The following is a 19,216-nucleotide window of genomic DNA, read 5'->3' as shown; positions in this document are numbered from 1 at the left end:
TTCGTTTATCATAAAAAAAATTTCTAATTTATGGATGAGCTTTCTGTATTGTCAATTTCGCTATCTATAGCTTCTCTAGGAATATTTTTTTTATTTTTCGCTTCAAATGATGATGATGACCAAGATGGAGGCAAGTTGATTAAATCATTAGAAAGAATTAATTAATTCCAAGTAAATAAAATATTTAATAGAGATTTATAACCTATAAAGCCTGCATAAATGCAGCTTAAAAAAATAACATAAACTTCTAATGTACCCAGTCTTTTTTTCTTTAATGTTTTCATTGTTTTGAGTGTTTATAAGATGATTTTATTTAATTTGATTGTTATTAACATGAGTATTTTTTACATTAACTCAGAGATTAAATAATTATTAATGTCAAGCCAAAAAATAAAAAACAAGTAAAAAATATTATTTTTTTGGTAATTTCTCTTTCCTCAGTCTTAGCAAAAAATAATGAAATTACTGGAGATATGCTTAATAAAGCCCATCCTACTCCTATGGGAAGGGTTTTAAAGACAACTTGTTGTAGAAATATTCCTATATTCGTTCCAAGAAGTATTGAAATAAAAAATCTTTTTTTTTGTTTTTTGTCTATGTTTTTAAAGAAAAAATTAATCTTAAATCCTTTTAGACTAATCAAAAAAATTATTGCACCTAATAATCTTATTTCAGTTGTAAGGAAAGGAGATAAGTTGCTTTGAAGGAAAACCATCCTTGATAAAAGACCTCCAAGAACAGCACATAAAACTGATAAAAAAGGAAAAGCAAAAATCTTAATGTTATTTTTTTCTGAGAAAGAGGAATTTTCCTCTTTAAAATCGTTACCTTTTTTGAGAATTATGAATAGCGAAATCGTTACTATAATTATTCCAACCCATGATTTAGTTGTTAAATTTTCATTAATAAAAAATTCCCCTGACAAAGCTGCCATTAACGGAGAAAGAGTTTCTATAGATAAAGTTTTTCTTGTGCCAATTGTTTGTAGTGACTTTAAATAAAAAGTATCACCTAAACCAATTCCTATCATCCCACTAATTAGTAGGATAAATATGTTTTTTAATTCAGTTGTAGAATTTAGATTTATAAAAGCAGGTATAAAAATTAAAAAAGCTATTATATTTTTTATTAAATTAATATCTATTGATTTATATTTTTGAGTTTGCGAGCGCCAAATAAAGCACGCATATGTCCAAGATGTAGCAGCTCCAAAAGCAGAAAGGATTCCAATCAAAACGAATAATTTTTAAAAATTTTATTTTATAAATTGAGTAAATGCTAAAAAGAATACATAAATAAGAATCAAAATTCCCGGTAAGTACTGAATTAGTGATTTGAAATTATTTTTTTTCATTTTTCTAAGATAATTTACTTTAAACAGTTTTTTTATTAGTAGGGTACAAACTCTCTAACTTCTTTCTTCTTTGAACTTTCGCATTAATTCTTTCTTCTTTTTCTTTTTTCTTGATCTCATCATTTATCTTATTTTGTCTATATCCAAACCATAGTAGAACCCAAATAACAGAAGTTATTAAAAGAAGAGCAGTATATTGACCAGTCATAGGAAAACTGGCCTCAGAATATTTAACGTAAGAAAATAACATTCTCATTTAATTAACTTAAAGCATAAAAATAACTACTGTGTTTATTTTTCTAGAAATTTAAAAATTAGCGAATCGTGGCTGTTTATTATATAGCTTTATAGTTTTATATTTATTTTTTTATGGTTTTTGGGACTAATTTTTCTTTATAACTCCTTGCTATTATCTGATTGAAGCATATTAAATAATAAGTTTTGGAATCTTTTGATTTAGCAGTTGTTGGAGGCGGTGCAGCCGGTTTTATGACAGCAATAACTGCTGCTGAAAATGGAGTAAAAAGAATAATAATTCTTGAAGGAACTTCAAAACTTATGGAGAAAGTAAGGATTAGTGGAGGGGGAAGATGTAACGTCACTAATGCGACATGGATTCCGAATGAACTAATTGAGAATTACCCCAGAGGTGGAATTCAGCTCTTGGAATCATTTAATCGTTTTGCTGCTGGAGATGTATACGATTGGTTTGAGAAAAAAGGGTTAAATTTAAAAATTGAGGAAGATCTAAGAGTATTCCCAGTGTCTAATTCTTCTTCAGATGTTATTGATTGTTTGAGAAAAAGTGCTTTATCAAAAAACGTAGATATATTGACAAGATTTTTTGTAAAAGAAATTTCAAAAACTCCAGATAATATATTCAATATTTTTAGTCTCAAAAAAGCAAAGTTAACTGCAAAAAATATTATTCTTTCAACTGGAGGTAATCCAAGCGGATATAAATTAGCTCAAAATCTTGGACACACCATTGTTAAACCTGTACCATCGCTTTTTACTTTTTCTACAAAAGAACCAAATTTGGATGAATGTAGTGGGGTATCTATAAAGGACATAGATATAGAAATTAAATTAAACAATAAGAATTTTCAAAATAGAGGCGATTTACTAATCACTCATTGGGGTTTTAGTGGGCCAGCAGTATTAAAACTTTCATCAATTGCAGCAAGAGAACTTTATAGCCAAAAATATAAATTTAATCTAATCATTAAATGGTCTGCTTTAAGTTATGGTGAGTTAAAAGAAAAAGTTAACTATTTAAGATTAAATAAAGGTAAGGTAAATTTAATAAACACTAGACCTGTGCCACTATTAACAAAAAGATTATGGATTTTTTTATTAAATAAAATAGGTATTGATAAAGAGAAAAAGTGGGCTGATTTACTGGCAGATGAAAGAGAGAAAATGATAAAAATTTTAATGAGGGACAAATATATAATTTCGGGCAAAGGACCATTTGGAGAGGAATTTGTTACTTCTGGAGGCGTAAAAATTAATGAAGTTAATTTTAAAAGTATGGAGAGCCTAATTTGTCCAGGGTTATTTTTTTCTGGAGAAGTTTTAGATGTTGATGGAATTACAGGTGGATTTAATTTCCAACATTGTTGGACAAGTGGATGGATTGCTGGGATGGCAGTCTCAAAGTTAAATCATTAAGGAACAAATCAATAAGTAACAAATCAATAAGTTTATCTTTTTTTTATTAAGTATTAGACGGAAAAAGTTTTTTGAAGAAACTTTAATTTTAAAGTTTTAATTATTGGTGAAGATTAATGCAGAATCTTGTATCAAAAAAAGAAGAAGAGGAAAGAAGATTAAAAGCTTTAGCAGAATATAGGATTTTGGGAACCAGGCCAGAATCATGTTATGACGATATTACAAAAATTGCTGCTACAACGTGCAATGTGCCTATTTCTTTGATGACTTTGGTAGACAAAGATAAACAATGGTTTAAATCCAAAATAGGACTTCAAATATCAGAAACTAGAAGAGATTGGTCTTTTTGTACACATGCAATAAAAGAAAATAGTCCACTAATTATTCATGATGCTTTCCAAGATGAAAGATTCATAAATAATCCATTGGTAACTGGAGATCCAAAGATTCGTTTTTATGCAGGTTTTCCCCTCAGAAATAGTGATGGTAATAAGCTTGGAACACTTTGTGTAATAGACAGAAAGCCAGGAAATCTAACTACAAAACAATTTAATATTATGGAATTATTATCCAAGCAAATAGTTTCATTTTTAGAGCTTAGAAAAAAGTCATTAAATTTGCTAGATGCATTGTCTAATTTGCATAAACAGGAAGGGATTTTATCTGTATGTTCATATTGCAGAGAAGTGAAAAATAATGAGGGCGATTGGATGCATTTAGAAAAATATCTTTCGAAAATTAGTGATATTAGATTCAGTCATGGGGTTTGTGATAGTTGTATGGAAAAACATTTCCCAGATGTAATCGAAGTTTGGAATAAAAAGGATTTTTTTGAAGATGGTCAAAAAAGGTTTTTAGAGTCCTAGAATCAATAAATTACTTTTTATTGTTTAATCTCTTTTCTAAACAAATTCTTTATTTGGTGGTTAGTATTGTATAAATTTTGACTAGAAAATGTTATTAGGAACTTTATTAACAGGTGAAATTGCTAAAAGTGCATTAGTAGCATATGTTCATTATTTAGGTATTATATTGTGTTTCGGTTCTCTTTTATTTGAAAGATTGACTCTCAAAGTAGGTCTTAATAAAAATGAGACGATTTCAATGATAATTGCAGATGTGGTCTATGGTTTGGCAGGAGTTGCAATATTGGTTACTGGGATTTTGCGTGTTAAGTATTTTGGTCAAGGAGGTGATTTTTATACAGGTAATCCTGTTTTTTGGATAAAAGTTTCTCTTTACATTCTGGTGGGATTACTTTCTTTATATCCAACAACAACCTATATCTTATGGGCCATCCCATTAAGTAAGAATAAATTACCTGAGATATCTGAAAATCTAGTTAAGAGGTTCAGACTAATCATTACTACTGAATTAGTGGGCTTTGCAACAATACCTTTGTTTGCCACTCTCATGGCTAGAGGTGTAGGTTTAGGTTGAAAAATTTATTTCTAGAAAGAAATTGTTTTATAAGTGCTAACAAACTATACAGATGGAGTTTAAGTTATAAGATTTCTAAATCTAAAAAAGAAATTATCTTTATTGGTTTAAATCCCTCATTATCGGATGAAGTTTTTTTGGACAACACAACAAAAAAGATAATCAAAATTTCGAAAAACAATAATTACGGCAAAGTAAAATTAATAAATCTATTTGCTCTTATTTCAAGCAAACCAGAAAAACTTTTTAAACATAAAAACCCTGTGGGTTATCTAAACAATATTCATATTTATAAAAACTTAAAACACTGGTCTGAAAATAAAAATTGTGATTTATGGTTAGGTTGGGGTAACAAAGGTAAATTTCTAAATAGAAATAAAAAAATAGCAAAAAAAATAATGCAATATAACTCAATTAGGAAAAATAATTTTGATAATTCTCTTGGACCGCTTTTAATTAAGAAAACAATCAAAGATAATCCAATACATCCTCTATACTGTTCTGATAATTCCATCTTCCAATCTTATTTATAGGTATTAAGGCTCAAATGCAAACCAGTATTTTTAGCTATTCCTTTAAATATGTGTTAATTTCTATTTGTTAAGTTAACCTAATATGAAAATTTCAAAGCAATTAAATAAACTAAAAAACCTAAATGTTGAGGCAGAAAAATGTTCTACAAGAGAAGAAGCAAAAAAAATAATTAATAAAGCAAATAAAGCACAAAGTAAAATCAACAAATAAATAAAAAGTTATTTCACTTATTCATAATTTATAATTTTCAAAAAATATTTAATTTATAAAAATATATCATATTTATTTCTTAGTATTCATGTCTTTTAAAATAATTAAAATAAGGAAATCTCACGAAAGATTTAGATCGACTCGAGAATGGTTAAATTCGATGCATTCATTTTCTTTCGCAGAGCATAGAGATCCAAAATGGGATAATTTTGGGAAAATTAGAGTTATAAATGAAGATATTATTTCTCCTAATGCAGGATTTAAAACACATTCTCATGCAAACATGGAAATAGTTACTGTCGTAACAAAAGGAGCAATAACTCATAGAGACTCGTTAAACAATCTTGGAAAAATTCACCAAGATGAAGTACAAGTCATGTCTGCAGGTACTGGAATCTCTCATAGCGAGAAGAATGAAGAAAATGAGAACTGTAAGTTGTTCCAGATTTGGATATACCCTCAAAAAGAAAATATAAAACCTCGATATGATCAAATTTCATTAAATGAAAAGTTGTGGGACAATCTTATTTTTAATTACAAAGACGGTAAAAATAATAAGCTTTTTCTAAATCAAAGTATCTCTTTATGGCGTTGTAAATATAAGCCAATTAAAGAAAAAAAATTGCCATTAAAAATCGATAAATATAATTGGATACAAATAATAGAAGGTAATCTTTTATTAAAAAGTAAAGACTCTAATTCAAATATATGTCTGGAATCTGGAGATGGCTTGGGTTTTGAAGTTAATTATTATGATGACGTTTCTATAGATACTGAAAAAGACCTAGATTTTCTTTTATTTTCGATGCCTTCCTTATAATTTATCTGTTACTTTTACCCATCAACTCCTTTATTAAATGCATTTAAGGCTTGCAAAGCCATATTAAGGTGAACTTCCATAGCACCAAGTGCAATTAAAGAATTTGGTGATTTATCTTTTAGTAAATTCTCTTTTCTTTTTGATAACTCATTAACTAACTTCTTAGTTGAAGCTTCCCAATTGTTGATTAACTCTTCAAATTCTCTTTTTTCAGGGCTTTCTATTTCTGCTAATTCATCAGAAAAATGAGAATCCTTTTGTGCCTTAAGCATCAAGTAACTTAATTTTTTATGACTTATTGCTTGAGGTAAATTGTTAGATTCACTCATTGCTAGTGGTTAATTTATAGTCAAAATCTAACTAATTAAGTGAATATTTGCTATAGGGTAAACGGTTGTGATGACCGACCTGAAAATTACGAAATGATACTTGAACAAAAAATGGATTTATTAACCTTTAATTTTTCACTTATTAGTTTCTTGAAATAATCTCCACGCTCTTCATAATTTTTAAATTGATCAAAACTAGAGCATGAAGGCGAGAATAATAATGTTCCAACCCTATTATTTTGTAAATAATGAAAAACAAAATTTAAAAGCTCTTTTAGTTCTGAAAATTCAAAAATATTTTTTTTAAATCCTTCATTAATAAGAGCCATTTTTAGGACTTTTGAGCTTTCTCCAAAAAGGAAAACACATTTAACTTTTTTCTTTAAAACTTTTATCCACTCACTATATTCATTGCCTTTTAATCTACCCCCAGCAATGATTATTATTTGACCTTCAATTGAACTTATTCCCGCAATAGATGAGTCAAAATTTGTAGCTTTACTATCATTAATGATTTCCAGATCATTATTTTTATAAATTGTTTCCATCCTATGGGGTAATTGTTTGTAATTGGATAAAGAATCTTTAATCTTTTTGCCAGATAATCCAACTTTTCTTGCTGCTGCAATTACCAATAAAAGATTTTGAAGATTATGCATTCCTTTTAAAGAAAAATGTTCAAGTTTGAATAATTTCTTACTTCTCTCAACAATATACGCTTGTTCATCTATCCAATAATCGCAATGAATAAAATTTGATTTATCGAAACTAGTTGTTATCCAAACCCCTCTTGATAGCGAACTGTAGTGTTTTCTTAGGTTTTTATCGTCATAATTATAAATTCTAAAATCAGATTTTTCTAACAAGCTTTTTTTTATGTTGAAATAGTTTTCAAGTGTTTTATGTCTTTCAAGATGATCTTCTGTGAAGGTTGTCCATATTCCAATATTAGGTTTTACTTCTGGAGATATTTCTATTTGATAACTGCTTAATTCAGCTACAACCCAATCAATTTTTTCATGTTTTTTGGAGTGAGCATACTTACATAAAGGTGTACCAATATTTCCAGCAAAAGGAGCATATAATCCAGTATCACATAGTATATGGCTTAGTAGATGAGTAACAGTAGTCTTGCCATTAGTGCCAGTAATACCTATCCAATTTGTGTCTTTTAAAATTTCCCATGCAACATTAATTTCTCCAATTACTTTAATTCCCTTTTTTTTTAATTCAATAATAGTTATATGGTCATAAGGTATTGATGGACTTATAACAACAGATTCTATCTCTTTCAAAAAAGGTTGAATTTCTTCAAATACAAATTCTTTATTTACAGAAACTATGATATTAAGCTCTTCTAATGCTGTTTTTCTTTCTAAAAATTCTATCCCATCTTTACTTTCCCAAACAATTACTCTCTTATTGATGCTTCTCAAATACTTGGCAGCCCAAAATCCAGATTTACCTAATCCAATTACAAGATTAATATTTCTTTTACTTGAATGATTATCTATCATTAAATTTATAATTGCATTTATATTAATTGTGTTTAAAGGGTAATTCAATCATGAGATTTTTCTTCAGTATTTATAGTATTCGCCCAAGAAAAGTTAATTAATGGAAGATAATACTGCAAAATATTGGTTCTCTTGGTTTTATGAAAAGTGGGAGAAAAATGCTCCAGGTGAATTAATTGAACAGGGTTTAACTCCGTCTCAGATTGCTGAGCGCTTTGTTAATGAAAACCATGATAGTTTTATTCAATTGTCAAAAAAAATTGATGAAAAAAATTATGATGCCTTAACAGAATTTATGAAACTCTCAGAGAGTGAATTACATATCTTGAAGTATTTTCTAAAGTTAGTAAAAATGAAAAATTTATAAGAAGTTATTAAGTATTTCGAGGCTTTTTTCCCATAAATTTTTTCTTTCTTTTTTATTCATGGCGAAAGGAGAAGTAGGGGATAGTTTTGGATGACCTCTGAAATTAAATCTAGGACCATAATGATCACCGCCTCTTGCGTCTGGTGAAGTCGCTGCAAAAAGCTGAGGTAAAGCACCCATCTCAGCAGTTTGAAAAATAGGACTAAATAATTCCAATGAGAATGTTTCTAATGGACCAGGGTTAGGTTTTTGAGCAGTAAAGAGATTTGTTTTTGCAATTCCTGGGTGAGCAGCTAAAGAAAGTATATTTTTGTGCTTTAAGTTCTCATTTAGTTCCAAAGCAAACATTACATTTGCCAATTTGCTATTTGAGTAAGATTCCCATTTGTTGTAATAGTTCTCGGCTTTCAGATTTTTCCAACCAACTTTGCCAAAAAATTGTGCTCCTGAAGTCACAGTCACTATTCTAGATTCTTCTTTTTTTTCAATAATTGGAAGTAGCTTTAAAGTTAAAAGCATGTGAGCTAGATGATTAACTGCAAATTGTATTTCATATCCTTGGGCACTAAGAGTTTTAGGCGGATGCATAATGCCTGCATTATTGATTAGTAAATCCAAATTTTCAAAATTATCAAAAATTTTGGACTGAACTTCAACAATATTTTTTAAATCTGACAAATCTAGTTCTAAAGGTGTAAATAATCCTTCAGGATTAAGACCTTTAAGTTTTTTGATAGTTTGATTAGCTTTTTCAAGTGATCTAGAAGCTATAACAACATGAGCATTTTTTTCTGCTAAGGCCTTTGCTGTGTAGTATCCAAGACCACTATTCGCACCGGTAATTAGTGCTGTTTTGCCTGTAAGGTTTGGAATATTAGATGTTTCCCAGTTAGAGATTTTAGGTCTTGAAATAGTGGCAGTCATTTAGTAATCCTGCAAATCGCTTTGGAATTTAACCAAAAAATTAATTACTTTTCCACTGTAAATACTGGAAGTCAGTATCGTGAGCTCTTTTTGAAGGTACTATTTAATATTATTTTTGGATTGCATATTGCCATTCGTTATTTTGAGATATACTTTTCTCTCTAAGTAACTGTAATTTCCTACTATTTATTTTTATAACTATCCCATTAGTTGGATATTTCACAAATATTTTTTTCTCTAACCAATTTTTTTTATATATTTGGATTTCGCTTGTATGATTTGTGAAGTAACTGTCAGGGGTGCTGAAGCCACATTTTTTAAGATAGTTAAGGGTCTCGTATTGATTAAGTCTTCCATTAAGTATTTGGTAACAGCAAAAGCGGAGACTTTCTCCAATCCCTTTCTTATCATTGAGGTATTTTCTTGTAATTCTTTTGGAAATGCCGGCAACTTGGTTTGTAGCGTATAGTTCACCTCTAATTTGAAAATCTCGTTTGATAGGAATACAATCGGGGACATTTTTAATTTGTTTAATTTTACTTGAGACATCAAATCCTTTTTTTGTAATAGCTTTATTAAAATTGCCATCTATATATCTAATTGCAATAGCACAGCCATCAATTTTTGGTTGAATGCTTAATCTTGTTTTTGTTAATAAACTTTCCAAAAATTCTTTATAGTTTTCTTTGGCTAATTTTGGCAAAAGTTTATTATCTTTTTGATTAAAGTAGTCAGGCTCTGGATCAACAGGAATAAAGAGCTTTTCAAGTTGCTTAAATGCATCATCCGAAATTATGCCTTCACCTATTCTGTATTGTTCATCTAGATACTTAACATTTCTCACTAGTAAATTATTCATAATAATTTTGATAAATATTTAAAAATCAATTTAGAAAAAATCATATAAATAAAGATTTGAAAATTAAAATTCGATCTAAAAAGTAATTGACCACTAAATATCCTCCTACGCAGAGAGCAATTGAAGAGTATAAAATGTACTCATAAGGCGTTTAAATTAAATACTTCAATCAAACATATTTACTTAAAGTGAAATAGAAAATTTTAAGGCTTAATTTATAGGCAAATTTTTGAAATTTCTATCAATACAAAAAAAAATTTTTTAAAGTTATGAGAAAATGTCATTTTTATTAAAAGCTCAAAATACCTGGGAAAATTTTGCGAAATACAAAATCAATGATTATGCAAAATTAAGAAATTTTGATTTTGGGCCAAATAACGAAAGTTCAGTTTCAAAATTATCGCCTTTCATTACTCATAGAATATTATCGGAATATGATCTGATCCATGATATTAAAAGTAAGTACAAAATCAAAAATTCAACTAAATTTGTTGAAGAAATATTTTGGAGAGTTTACTGGAAAGGGTGGATGGAAAATAGACCTAAAGTTTGGAGAAATTTTATTTCAGAAAACAATCTCGATTTTGATTATGAGTTATATGAAAGTGCACTTAATGGCAATACAGAATTAGATTTTTTTAATTCTTGGGTACATGAATTAAAGCAGTACAACTATTTGCATAACCATACAAGAATGTGGTTTGCGAGTACTTGGATATTTAATTTAGGCCTCCCATGGCAATTGGGAGCAAAGTTTTTCTTTAAATATCTTTTTGATGGAGATGCTTCATCTAATCTCCTTAGCTGGAGATGGGTCGGAGGATTGCAAACGAAGGGAAAACAATATCTTTTTTCATCATCAAACCTCAGAAAGTTTTCAAATAATAGATTTAATGTAGAAAAAATAAGTAATCAACAAATTTTTCTTGAAGAATCTAATCAAATACCATTTGAAGATGAGATTTATAAAAATGATATGGATCCTAAATCAGATAATCTGATTATGTTTGAAAATGATCTGCACCTTGCAACCCTTAAAAATTTACTTCCAAGGTATAAAAAAGTATTTATTATCCTTTTAAAAAATGAACAAAGACAAATTAAATTGTCTGAATCTGTTTTGAAATTTAAACAAGATTTGGTTTCTGAATTTGTAGAGCAATTTGATACTGTTGAACAGATTAATCCTTATTCATTGGAAAATACTTTTAAAAATACTAACGAAATAGACATTATTTATCCTGGAGTGGGAGAAAATTATGATTTCATAACTAAGTTTAAAAATTTACACCATAAAAAAATTTTTAATCTTGTGAGGGATGAAGATTTATTTGCTTGGAAATTTGCTAAGAGAGGGTTTTTTAAATTTAAAGAAAATATTCCAAAAATAAATCAGAGAATATTAGAAAATTTTTCAAAAAATAATTTTTAACTTAGCTGAATTCCTAATCAGAAAAAGAATTCATTAGAGCAATAAGTATAAATACTTAATTAGGTGCGACTTTTGCGGTTTAATCCACGATGAATACTGTGACTAGTTATTTTTACTTAAGGATAATTTTTTTATAGTGCTTTCAACAATTCTTACAAAGTCGTTTAGCAAAGATACTGCTTTATTAATTCTTAGAGTCATAACTGGAACTGTTCTTATTCATCACGGTTACGAGAAACTAGCAAATATAGAAAATTTCGCGGATGCTTTTGTCAGACCTTTACATCTACCATTCCCAATATTTTTATCATACATAGCGGCATTCTCTGAAATAGGTGGTAGTTGGTTACTAATTATAGGCTTAGCTACAAGATTCGGGGCCTTGGCGATTGTCGGAACTATTTCTGTCGCTATTTATCATGCACTTGTTACTTCAGGTTTTAATATTTTCTTGCTAGAGCTTTTACTTTTGTATTTCGCTTCAGCAACTTCAATTGCATTAACAGGTCCTGGTAATTTCTCCTTAGATGAAGTCATAATCAGAATTTTGAAATCAGAAGATGAAGAGGAAATTATTCCTTCAACAAAATCGAAAAATTCTAAAGAAGTTGAAATTAAAGAAGAAACAAGTAAAGGCGGCTTATTTCAATTTTTGCAAGCGAATATACTCTCAGATACTTCAAGCTAACTTTTTAGGATAAAGGTTGTTGATTAGTTCTAACCTTTTTTTATAACTGTTTCTCTTCTCAAGTTTTATCTTAATTGTTGCTTCAGAAAGACTTATAAATAGCCCTATAGCAGTTACCCAAGATAAAAAAATAAAAGGGTTTTCTGGAATTTCTGAGAAATTCATATGAATTATATTTCTTTTTTTAAACTGACTGATCACAATATTTTTTTCAACCTAAATATACAATTTAGAAATATTTAAGGATTAATTTCTACTTTTTCCCATTTCCTACTCTTTTCCCAAAGATATCTTTTATGAACAGGCTGTTCTAATTTAAGAAGATCTACTGAATCGATTTCAAAGTTTAGAACTACAAAATTTTCTGACTTGGGAAGATTGGATAATATTTCATAAGCAGATTGGACTTTTGGGTTTATTTTTTCTCCAGGAGATCCCCAAAACCAAGAAGATTTTGATTTTTCTGATAATAAATCCCAGTAATTTTTGTTATCACTTAATTCATTTATTTTCCCTTTGAATCTATATTGTGATTTGGTTTTCAAAAAGAACCATAATATTTCTGCATTAGGGTTGGATTTTAAATGCCCAATTTTTTCACTTCTTCTATCTGTAAAAATAATCATTGAACTATCTTTATACCATCCTCTGAAAACAACTGTTCTTAATCTTGGCTCATTTTCTTCGCTAACTGTTGCAAGCTGTATCCATCTATTAGAGGGTAATTTCCCCTCTTTTTTTCTAGAAGATTTTAAATCTTGTCTCCAACTTGGTAAGTTGTTATCAGGCATTTAATTTAGGCAAAATAAGACCACTTTTCTTTTTGTATTCTTCGAATGAATCATATTTTGAGAGTGATTTATCTTTTTTTATCATTCTTGGGAGAAAAACTATAGAGAAAAATATTGCAAGAATTGCTAATGGAACAAAACTCATTGAGAGGATGGCGAATGATAGATAAATTAGTATTTCTCCTAGATAATTTGTATTCCTTATATTTTCGAAAAATCCTTCTTTAATTAGATCTTTTTTTAATTTTAGAGAAAAATATTTTTGGGCATCACTAGCAAAGTGTAAAAACACACCAATTATATTTATAGATACAGAAGCAGCTATTACAAAATTTGGAACAGATTTTTGAGATGAGATAAGAATGTAAGGAGCTACCCAGTAACTTCCAAGGAAAATAAAACCAGCAACTGAAGTTAAAAAATTGATTTTTTCTTTAAAATAAGGATCTGGGAATATCTTTTCTTTTAAAAGCCAAAGTAATCCATAAGTACCGTGCAGAGCTAAATAAACGTAGGGAGCGATTGTAAAATTATCAAAAAAAATCATTAGACCAATCACTACAAATGCAGTGAGTCCCTTGTGAAGATTAATTATTTGATTAAGTTTCATCTTTTTGAATAATCTAAAAAATGAAATTATTTTCTGTGGATCTAACCTAAGTCGTCAAAAGTTTTAATGGGCGATACTGGATTCGAACCAGTGGCCACTACCGTGTCGAGGTAGTGCTCTACCACTGAGCTAATCGCCCAAATTGAAGAAATTTTTTATTCCCCTTATAAGAAAATAGCAGGTTGCGTTTCATTTTCTAAGTAATTTAACTTTCCATCGTTCTCTTTTGGTTATTTCTAAATTTAGAATTTCAATAAATCCTTTGTTTTCAAGTTCTAGTTTGTCGCCAATTTTTAGATTAATAGTCGGTTTATTAACTTTGCTTCCATTTAATCTGAGCATTCCATTTTCTATCCTTTCAATGATTTTGGTTCGTGATACCCTAAACCCAGCTGAAGCTATAGCATCTAATCTTGTTGAAGCTTCTACTGTATTGACAAGTTTTTTTGTTCTTCCAGAAGGTATTTGTAATTCATCTATACCTACTACATTAATTTTTACTTTTACGTCTCTTAAATAAAAAATCTTTTCATCTAGATGCACAATATCTAAATTATCAATTATCCCTTGTGCTCCCCTATCGCCAATAGTCCATATATCTCCTACTTTGCTTTGATTCACCCCATTTTCAATTAAGAGGGATCTAAAGTCATCTTGTGTAGCATTATCAAATAAAAAATTTCCATTAATTTTTATTCCTTGAGCTGGAAAATTATTTATTAGCGCATCCTCTTCAGGAATGCTATCTCCTCTAAAGCAAGCTATCCTGGATCTCTGAGAAGAGGAGAATCCTCCATAAATAAAAAATTTGAAATCATTTAAATTTTCAAAATCTTTTAAAATCTCCTCGCAAACATAAGTTGAATTAAACCCAGTCCAATAAGTTTCCCAGTGTTTGTAAGCTAAGTTAGCAATATTTATTAATTCCTCAGTTTCTTTTTTGTAGTTTGAATTTATTAAGATTTCTTTTAAGTCAATCATTTATCCTTCTAAAAAAATTATATCTTTTGCTTCTGATTGTTTTATCAAAGCCCAAGGTAATTCAGTTCCAATTTGATTTTCAAGCAGAACAAGCCATTTACCCTCTTTATTAAAATTAATAATTGGTCTCAACTCTTTATTGCTATTAATTTTTATGCTCGCAGAAGAAACAATACTACCTAAATAGCCTGAACCCATTCCTAAAAGTCCTCCAATAAGAGATTCACCGATGTTATTCAAACCAAGAAAACTGAAAGTAGATAAATTTGTCATATTAGAAAAAGCTATTCCAGCTATAAAACCAAATGGCATTAGCCATCTACTCATTTCTTTTTGTCTAATCTTTCTATCAAGTTTTGGATTTAAAATTCTTATATCTTCAAATTTTTGAGATTTGAATAATATATTTGCTTTCGCATTTAGCAATTCTGTTTCATCTGATGATATTTTCTCACTTTTTGGTGGGATCAAAATAGCTTCAGAGAGCATTATTGATTTTTCGTTGAAAACTTCAAATAGTTGGATACATTTATCAATGTCTTCAAATATCACAATACTTTTAGTCAAATTTCAATCCTCAAATGTTTGTGTGTTATTCAAATTAATAAAATAAGATACATACACTATAGATTAAGTTAAAGTAAAAGATTAAAGAACCAATCTTAAATGACAAAAGTTCTCATTACAGATCCAATTGATCAAACAGGAATCGATATTCTTTCACAAGTTGCTCAGGTTGATCAGAAGATAGGAATCTCAGACTCTGAGCTAGCTTCCATTATTAAAGATTATGATGCTTTAATGATTCGCTCTGGTACTCAAGTGACCGAAGAAATTATTAACTCTTCAAGTAAACTGAGAATTATTGGAAGAGCAGGAGTTGGAGTTGATAATGTAGATGTTAAGGCTGCTACGCAAAAAGGAGTTCTTGTTGTTAATTCTCCAGGGGGCAACACAATAGCTGCTGCTGAACATACTATAGCGATGATGTTGGCTTTATCTAGACATATTCCAATTGCTAATAGTAGTACTTTGTCAGGTAAATGGGAAAGAAAGAAATTTGTTGGTAATGAGCTTTATAAGAAAAAATTAGGTGTAGTAGGATTAGGGAAAATTGGTGCTCATGTAGCGAAAGTTGCTAATGCACTAGGAATGGAAGTTTACGGATATGATCCCTTTGTATCAATTGAAAGGGCTCAACAAATACAAGTTAAACTATCTGAACTAGAGGATTTATTCAAACAATCTGATTATGTAACTTTGCATTTGCCTCGTACACCAGAGACAGAGAATTTAGTAAATATAAACGTACTTAATAGTATGAAAAGTAGCGCAAAATTGATTAATTGTGCTCGAGGAGGGTTAATTGATGAAGAGGCATTAGCACAAGCTTTAAATCAATCATTGATTGCAGGTGCTGCAATAGATGTCTTTTCTAAAGAACCTTTGGAATCTAATTCACCACTTTTGAAGGTTGAAAAGAATCTTATACTTACCCCACATTTAGGAGCATCTACACGGGAAGCACAAGAAAATGTAGCTGTTGATGTTGCAGAACAAATAAGAGATGTTTTGCTTGGTTTATCTGCTAGAACTGCAGTAAATATTCCAGGTTTGAGCCCTGATATTATGGATAGTCTAAAACCTCATTTGCAGTTGGCTGAAACAATGGGTCTGCTTATAAGCCAGCTTTCAGGTGGGCAGATTCAAAAACTAGAAGTAAAGCTTCAAGGTGAATTTGTTCAACATCCTTCTCAGCCATTAATAATAGCTAGTCTAAAAGGCCTTCTAAGTAAAGCTTTGGGAGATAGGATTAATTATGTGAATGCTTCTCTAGAAGCAGATTCAAGAGGTATTTCGGTAGTCGAGAATAAAGATGAGGCGAGACCTGAATTTGCAAGTGGGTCGCTTCAGTTAACCACTTATGGAGATAATGGCGACCATAGTGTAGCAGGAAGCATTTTTGCTGATGGGGAATTAAGAATTATTAGTATTGATCAATACCCAGTTAACGTATCGCCAAGCAGATATATGTTGGTTACTAGGCACAGAGATATGCCTGGTATTATTGGCAAGCTTGGTTCTTTATTAGGTAGCAACAATGTAAATATTGCCTCAATGCAAGTTGGGCGCAAAATTGTTAGAGGGGAAGCTGTAATGGTTCTAAGTATTGATGATCCAATACCTAATAAGTTGCTTGATACTATTATTAAAGTAGAGGGAATTACCAGTGCTAATCCAGTTACTTTATAAAGAGGCCAGCTCTATTAATGGCAAGTAAAGATTGGTATAAACTAACTTTTCTTATAGAAAGTGATTCAGAAGAAATTATTATTTGGAAATTAAATGAGCTCGGAATATTTAGTTTTTCATTTGAATATTTAATTAAAAATAAAAATAAAAAAGAGGTAAATATATGGCTTCCAATTGATGATTGGGGAGAAAGTTCTAGAAGTGATTTTGAAAAAAAAATTAGCAAACTTCTTAACATTAATGTCCCTAAGAATCAATTTTTTGAGTGGAGTATTATTAAAGAGGAAGATTGGTTGACAAGCTGGAAGAAATATTGGGCACCTGAATTAGTAGGAAATCATCTTTTAATATTGCCTTGTTGGATGAATCTAAATGAAAAATTTAAAGATAAAAAAATCATAAAAATTGATCCAGGAGCAGCCTTTGGTACAGGAAGTCACCCTTCGACTTATCTTTGCTTGGAAAAAATGGAGAATATTTTCTTTTCTGATAAAAAGATATTAGATATTGGGAGTGGTAGCGGGATTTTGAGTGTCGCCGCAAGATTGCTTGGCGCTAAAGAGGTTTATGCAGTGGATAATGATTATTTAGCTATAAATTCAACAAAATCTAATTTCCAACTAAATTTCGGTGATCTAAACAATTTAAATACATATTTGGGGTCTTTTAATGAGGTAATTTTAAAAAATCAACTCACACAATTTGATTTTGTTTTATGCAATATTCTTGCCGAAGTAATAAAAGGAATGATTCCAAATATTTATAAGTGCTTGAGAAACAATGGGGAAGTCATTTTCAGTGGAATTCTGAATTCACAAAAGGATGAAATAATAAAAATATTAATTCAAAATGACTTGAAATTATTGGATGTATCAACTAGAAAAGATTGGGCATGCATTTCTGCGCAAAAAGCCAGCAACCCAACCAAAGTATAAGTTTTTCTTATAGATACTCTTTCATATATTTTATTGTGTCATTTTTTACTTCAAAATCTCACATATCGAGCTAATCGATGTTAAAAATGTATTTGATAGGTATTAATTACCAACAATTTTTTATTTAAATGGCTTCTTACAAAGTTACTCTCATCAGCGAAGGTGAAGGTCTCAATTCAACTATTGAAGTACCTGATGACCAATACATCCTCGATGCGGCTGAAGAACAAGGTATCGACCTTCCTTATTCCTGCAGAGCTGGAGCATGTTCAACATGTGCTGGAAAAGTTACTTCAGGGAGTGTTGATCAGTCTGATCAAAGTTTCTTGGATGACGACCAACTAGAAGCTGGTTTTGTTCTTACTTGTGTTGCTTATCCAACATCTGACGTAACAATTACAACTCATGCTGAGGAAGAATTGTACTAATTATAAAAATTTAACTTTTCTAAGTTGATTATTGATTATTTTTCTGCCACCCTCTATGAAGGTGGCTTTTTTTTGTAAATGGATAAATTTGAATTTTTTACGACTGGTAGTGTTCAATCAAGTTATGGAGGTCAGTACAGTTATAAGGTAATTGGCCCATGTTGCAGACTTTATGATAGGGAAGAGTTACCTTGGCCCTGCTCAAGGCTTGCTTGGAGAAGTAAGGAGCCTAGTTGGAGAAGAATAGGGTCTAGGTTCGTTGCTGATATGGCTTCAAGAAAATGCCCATCTTACTCAGTTCAGATTTTGGAGCCTGGATCAAAACCTGTTGAGACAGTTATAACTCTTTTTTCAAAGAAATTTTCTTCTGATATACAAGAATGGTGGTATAGCAAAAAACCAGGCTCAAAAGAGCCTGGTAATATCTTCCCTTCTGAGATTGGTTAGCTTTAAATATTATGCTTTTGGCTTTGGAGGCATATAACCTTTTAAGCCAGTGCATTCAAGACTATCAATTGTATTAACTCCAGTTTGTGAGTTAGTTCCACTAGCTCTTTCACATAATGATTTTCTCTGAGAAAGATCAAGATTTGCATCAGTAAAGTCTGCCCCATCAATAATTGCTCCATCAAAAACACTTTTCATTAGCTCACCATTGGTAAGATTTGCATCTGTAAAATCGGCATTATCAAAGCGTGTTGCATATGCAATGAGGTCCGTCATATTGGCTCCTTTAAAACTAGAGTTTTTTGCAGTCGTCACACTCATATATGCACCTTGAAGATTAGCTTCTCCTAAATCTTGATTAGATAAATCATATTTAACATATTCAGTATTATGAAGGTCAGCACCGTGAAGATCATCTTTTAGAACGTCAACTGATGAAGGATCACTTGGATAGAGTGCATTTGCAGATATTGGATTAATAAGTAACCCAATAATTAATGGAAGAAAAATAAATAGTCTTTTACAAGACTTATGTAATGATGAAAAAATAGAGACCATTTCGATCGACATCAAATAGAAAAACCTAAGACTATTATTTCATGGGTTGGTCATTTACAACGCTC

26 protein-coding genes and 1 tRNA gene are annotated in these 19,216 nt (G+C 30.0%); 14 read left to right on the top strand and 13 right to left on the bottom strand.

Annotated features, from left to right (window positions below; all coding sequences use genetic code 11):
- Positions 1 to 30: 30 nt before the first annotated feature.
- Complete coding sequence (locus HA148_RS09650) at positions 31 to 165, top strand: hypothetical protein (RefSeq protein WP_012008254.1); 135 nt, start codon at positions 31 to 33, stop codon at positions 163 to 165.
- Between the two features lie 196 nt (positions 166 to 361).
- On the opposite strand, the gene HA148_RS07660 is transcribed toward HA148_RS09650, so the two are convergent.
- Both HA148_RS07660 and HA148_RS07655 read right to left on the bottom strand, forming a co-directional pair.
- Positions 362 to 1,234, bottom strand: a complete 873-nt coding sequence (locus HA148_RS07660; protein WP_209131649.1) for a DMT family transporter — start codon at positions 1,232 to 1,234, stop codon at positions 362 to 364.
- Between the two features lie 139 nt (positions 1,235 to 1,373).
- Positions 1,374 to 1,604: a hypothetical protein gene (locus HA148_RS07655; RefSeq protein WP_225866352.1), complete on the bottom strand. Its 231-nt coding sequence runs from the start codon at positions 1,602 to 1,604 to the stop codon at positions 1,374 to 1,376.
- A 191-nt stretch (positions 1,605 to 1,795) separates the two neighbouring features.
- On the opposite strand from HA148_RS07655, the gene HA148_RS07650 reads away from it, so the two are divergent.
- The 6 genes from HA148_RS07650 (at position 1,796) to HA148_RS07630 (ending at position 6,032) form a co-directional block, all read left to right on the top strand.
- The gene (locus HA148_RS07650) at positions 1,796 to 3,028 is read left to right on the top strand and encodes an NAD(P)/FAD-dependent oxidoreductase (protein WP_209131645.1); all 1,233 of its coding nucleotides are present in this window, start codon (positions 1,796 to 1,798) and stop codon (positions 3,026 to 3,028) included.
- 116 nt (positions 3,029 to 3,144) lie between these two features.
- Entirely contained in the window at positions 3,145 to 3,894 is a 750-nt protein-coding gene (locus tag HA148_RS07645; protein WP_209131643.1) for a GAF domain-containing protein, read from the top strand.
- 88 nt (positions 3,895 to 3,982) lie between these two features.
- Positions 3,983 to 4,468 (top strand): DUF2214 family protein, encoded by a 486-nt coding sequence (locus HA148_RS07640; RefSeq protein WP_209131640.1) that lies wholly within the window; start codon positions 3,983 to 3,985, stop codon positions 4,466 to 4,468.
- Positions 4,465 to 5,001 carry a DUF1643 domain-containing protein gene (locus HA148_RS07635; RefSeq protein WP_209131638.1) on the top strand — a complete coding sequence of 179 codons (537 nt, stop codon included), beginning with the start codon at positions 4,465 to 4,467 and terminating at the stop codon, positions 4,999 to 5,001. The genes HA148_RS07640 and HA148_RS07635 overlap by 4 nt, the downstream gene beginning before the upstream one ends.
- 82 nt (positions 5,002 to 5,083) lie before the next feature.
- The gene (locus HA148_RS09645) at positions 5,084 to 5,212 is read left to right on the top strand and encodes a hypothetical protein (protein ID WP_011863480.1); all 129 of its coding nucleotides are present in this window, start codon (positions 5,084 to 5,086) and stop codon (positions 5,210 to 5,212) included.
- Between the two features lie 88 nt (positions 5,213 to 5,300).
- Positions 5,301 to 6,032 carry a pirin family protein gene (locus tag HA148_RS07630; RefSeq protein WP_209131636.1) on the top strand — a complete coding sequence of 244 codons (732 nt, stop codon included), beginning with the start codon at positions 5,301 to 5,303 and terminating at the stop codon, positions 6,030 to 6,032.
- A 14-nt stretch (positions 6,033 to 6,046) separates the two neighbouring features.
- Here HA148_RS07630 and HA148_RS07625 read toward each other — a convergent pair whose 3' ends face one another.
- Together HA148_RS07625 and murD are read right to left on the bottom strand one after the other, a co-directional pair.
- On the bottom strand, positions 6,047 to 6,361 hold the full coding sequence (locus HA148_RS07625; protein ID WP_209131634.1) for an MATH domain-containing protein: 315 nt from the start codon (positions 6,359 to 6,361) through the stop codon (positions 6,047 to 6,049).
- Positions 6,362 to 6,447: 86 nt separating this feature from the next.
- On the bottom strand, positions 6,448 to 7,878 hold the full coding sequence (gene murD, locus HA148_RS07620) for a UDP-N-acetylmuramoyl-L-alanine--D-glutamate ligase (RefSeq protein ID WP_209131632.1): 1,431 nt from the start codon (positions 7,876 to 7,878) through the stop codon (positions 6,448 to 6,450).
- A 100-nt stretch (positions 7,879 to 7,978) separates the two neighbouring features.
- Between murD and HA148_RS07615 the strand changes: the two genes are divergently transcribed.
- Positions 7,979 to 8,245, top strand: coding sequence for a hypothetical protein (locus HA148_RS07615; RefSeq protein WP_025900824.1), 267 nt, complete (start codon positions 7,979 to 7,981; stop codon positions 8,243 to 8,245).
- Here the strand turns inward: HA148_RS07615 and HA148_RS07610 are convergent.
- Both HA148_RS07610 and HA148_RS07605 read right to left on the bottom strand, forming a co-directional pair.
- On the bottom strand, positions 8,240 to 9,169 hold the full coding sequence (locus HA148_RS07610) for an oxidoreductase (protein WP_209131630.1): 930 nt from the start codon (positions 9,167 to 9,169) through the stop codon (positions 8,240 to 8,242). The genes HA148_RS07615 and HA148_RS07610 overlap by 6 nt on opposite strands.
- 109 nt (positions 9,170 to 9,278) lie before the next feature.
- Positions 9,279 to 10,028, bottom strand: coding sequence for an NAD-dependent DNA ligase (locus HA148_RS07605; protein WP_209131628.1), 750 nt, complete (start codon positions 10,026 to 10,028; stop codon positions 9,279 to 9,281).
- A 277-nt stretch (positions 10,029 to 10,305) separates the two neighbouring features.
- Here HA148_RS07605 and HA148_RS07600 point away from each other — a divergent pair, with 277 nt between their 5' ends.
- Both HA148_RS07600 and HA148_RS07595 read left to right on the top strand, forming a co-directional pair.
- Positions 10,306 to 11,460 carry an FAD-binding domain-containing protein gene (locus HA148_RS07600; RefSeq protein WP_209131626.1) on the top strand — a complete coding sequence of 385 codons (1,155 nt, stop codon included), beginning with the start codon at positions 10,306 to 10,308 and terminating at the stop codon, positions 11,458 to 11,460.
- A 136-nt stretch (positions 11,461 to 11,596) separates the two neighbouring features.
- Complete coding sequence (locus HA148_RS07595) at positions 11,597 to 12,148, top strand: DoxX family protein (protein WP_209131624.1); 552 nt, start codon at positions 11,597 to 11,599, stop codon at positions 12,146 to 12,148.
- Here the strand turns inward: HA148_RS07595 and HA148_RS07590 are convergent.
- The 6 genes from HA148_RS07590 to HA148_RS07565 all read right to left on the bottom strand — a co-directional run bounded on the left by HA148_RS07590 (position 12,140) and on the right by HA148_RS07565 (position 15,097).
- Entirely contained in the window at positions 12,140 to 12,313 is a 174-nt protein-coding gene (locus tag HA148_RS07590) for a hypothetical protein (protein ID WP_209131622.1), read from the bottom strand. The two genes, HA148_RS07595 and HA148_RS07590, sit on opposite strands and share 9 nt — an antisense overlap.
- Positions 12,314 to 12,387: 74 nt before the next feature.
- On the bottom strand, positions 12,388 to 12,939 hold the full coding sequence (locus HA148_RS07585; protein WP_209131619.1) for a pyridoxamine 5'-phosphate oxidase family protein: 552 nt from the start codon (positions 12,937 to 12,939) through the stop codon (positions 12,388 to 12,390).
- Positions 12,932 to 13,549 carry a DUF1295 domain-containing protein gene (locus HA148_RS07580; protein WP_209131617.1) on the bottom strand — a complete coding sequence of 206 codons (618 nt, stop codon included), beginning with the start codon at positions 13,547 to 13,549 and terminating at the stop codon, positions 12,932 to 12,934. Before HA148_RS07580 ends, HA148_RS07585 begins: the two co-directional genes overlap by 8 nt.
- Positions 13,550 to 13,616: 67 nt before the next feature.
- A tRNA-Val gene (locus HA148_RS07575) sits at positions 13,617 to 13,688 on the bottom strand.
- A gap of 50 nt (positions 13,689 to 13,738) precedes the next feature.
- Positions 13,739 to 14,530 (bottom strand): photosystem II S4 domain protein, encoded by a 792-nt coding sequence (locus HA148_RS07570; RefSeq protein ID WP_209131615.1) that lies wholly within the window; start codon positions 14,528 to 14,530, stop codon positions 13,739 to 13,741.
- Entirely contained in the window at positions 14,531 to 15,097 is a 567-nt protein-coding gene (locus HA148_RS07565; RefSeq protein WP_209131613.1) for a hypothetical protein, read from the bottom strand.
- 99 nt (positions 15,098 to 15,196) lie between these two features.
- Between HA148_RS07565 and serA the strand changes: the two genes are divergently transcribed.
- The 4 genes from serA to HA148_RS07545 all read left to right on the top strand — a co-directional run bounded on the left by serA (position 15,197) and on the right by HA148_RS07545 (position 18,593).
- Complete coding sequence (gene serA, locus HA148_RS07560) at positions 15,197 to 16,783, top strand: phosphoglycerate dehydrogenase (RefSeq protein ID WP_209131610.1); 1,587 nt, start codon at positions 15,197 to 15,199, stop codon at positions 16,781 to 16,783.
- A gap of 17 nt (positions 16,784 to 16,800) precedes the next feature.
- The gene (gene prmA, locus HA148_RS07555) at positions 16,801 to 17,718 is read left to right on the top strand and encodes a 50S ribosomal protein L11 methyltransferase (protein WP_209131608.1); all 918 of its coding nucleotides are present in this window, start codon (positions 16,801 to 16,803) and stop codon (positions 17,716 to 17,718) included.
- Positions 17,719 to 17,846: 128 nt separating this feature from the next.
- On the top strand, positions 17,847 to 18,146 hold the full coding sequence (locus HA148_RS07550) for a ferredoxin (protein ID WP_011376994.1): 300 nt from the start codon (positions 17,847 to 17,849) through the stop codon (positions 18,144 to 18,146).
- Positions 18,147 to 18,224: 78 nt separating this feature from the next.
- A complete protein-coding gene (locus HA148_RS07545) occupies positions 18,225 to 18,593 on the top strand; it encodes a hypothetical protein (protein WP_209131606.1) in 369 nt (122 codons plus the stop codon).
- Between the two features lie 9 nt (positions 18,594 to 18,602).
- Here HA148_RS07545 and HA148_RS07540 read toward each other — a convergent pair whose 3' ends face one another.
- Positions 18,603 to 19,163 carry a pentapeptide repeat-containing protein gene (locus tag HA148_RS07540; RefSeq protein WP_011863463.1) on the bottom strand — a complete coding sequence of 187 codons (561 nt, stop codon included), beginning with the start codon at positions 19,161 to 19,163 and terminating at the stop codon, positions 18,603 to 18,605.
- Between the last annotated feature and the right edge of the window lie 53 nt (positions 19,164 to 19,216).

Source organism: Prochlorococcus marinus XMU1405 (assembly GCF_017696275.1).
Taxonomy (GTDB): Bacteria; Cyanobacteriota; Cyanobacteriia; order PCC-6307; family Cyanobiaceae; genus Prochlorococcus_A; species Prochlorococcus_A marinus_AB.
The sequence above is the reverse complement of the archived record's forward strand: the minus strand, read 5'-3'. Positions and strand labels throughout refer to the sequence as shown.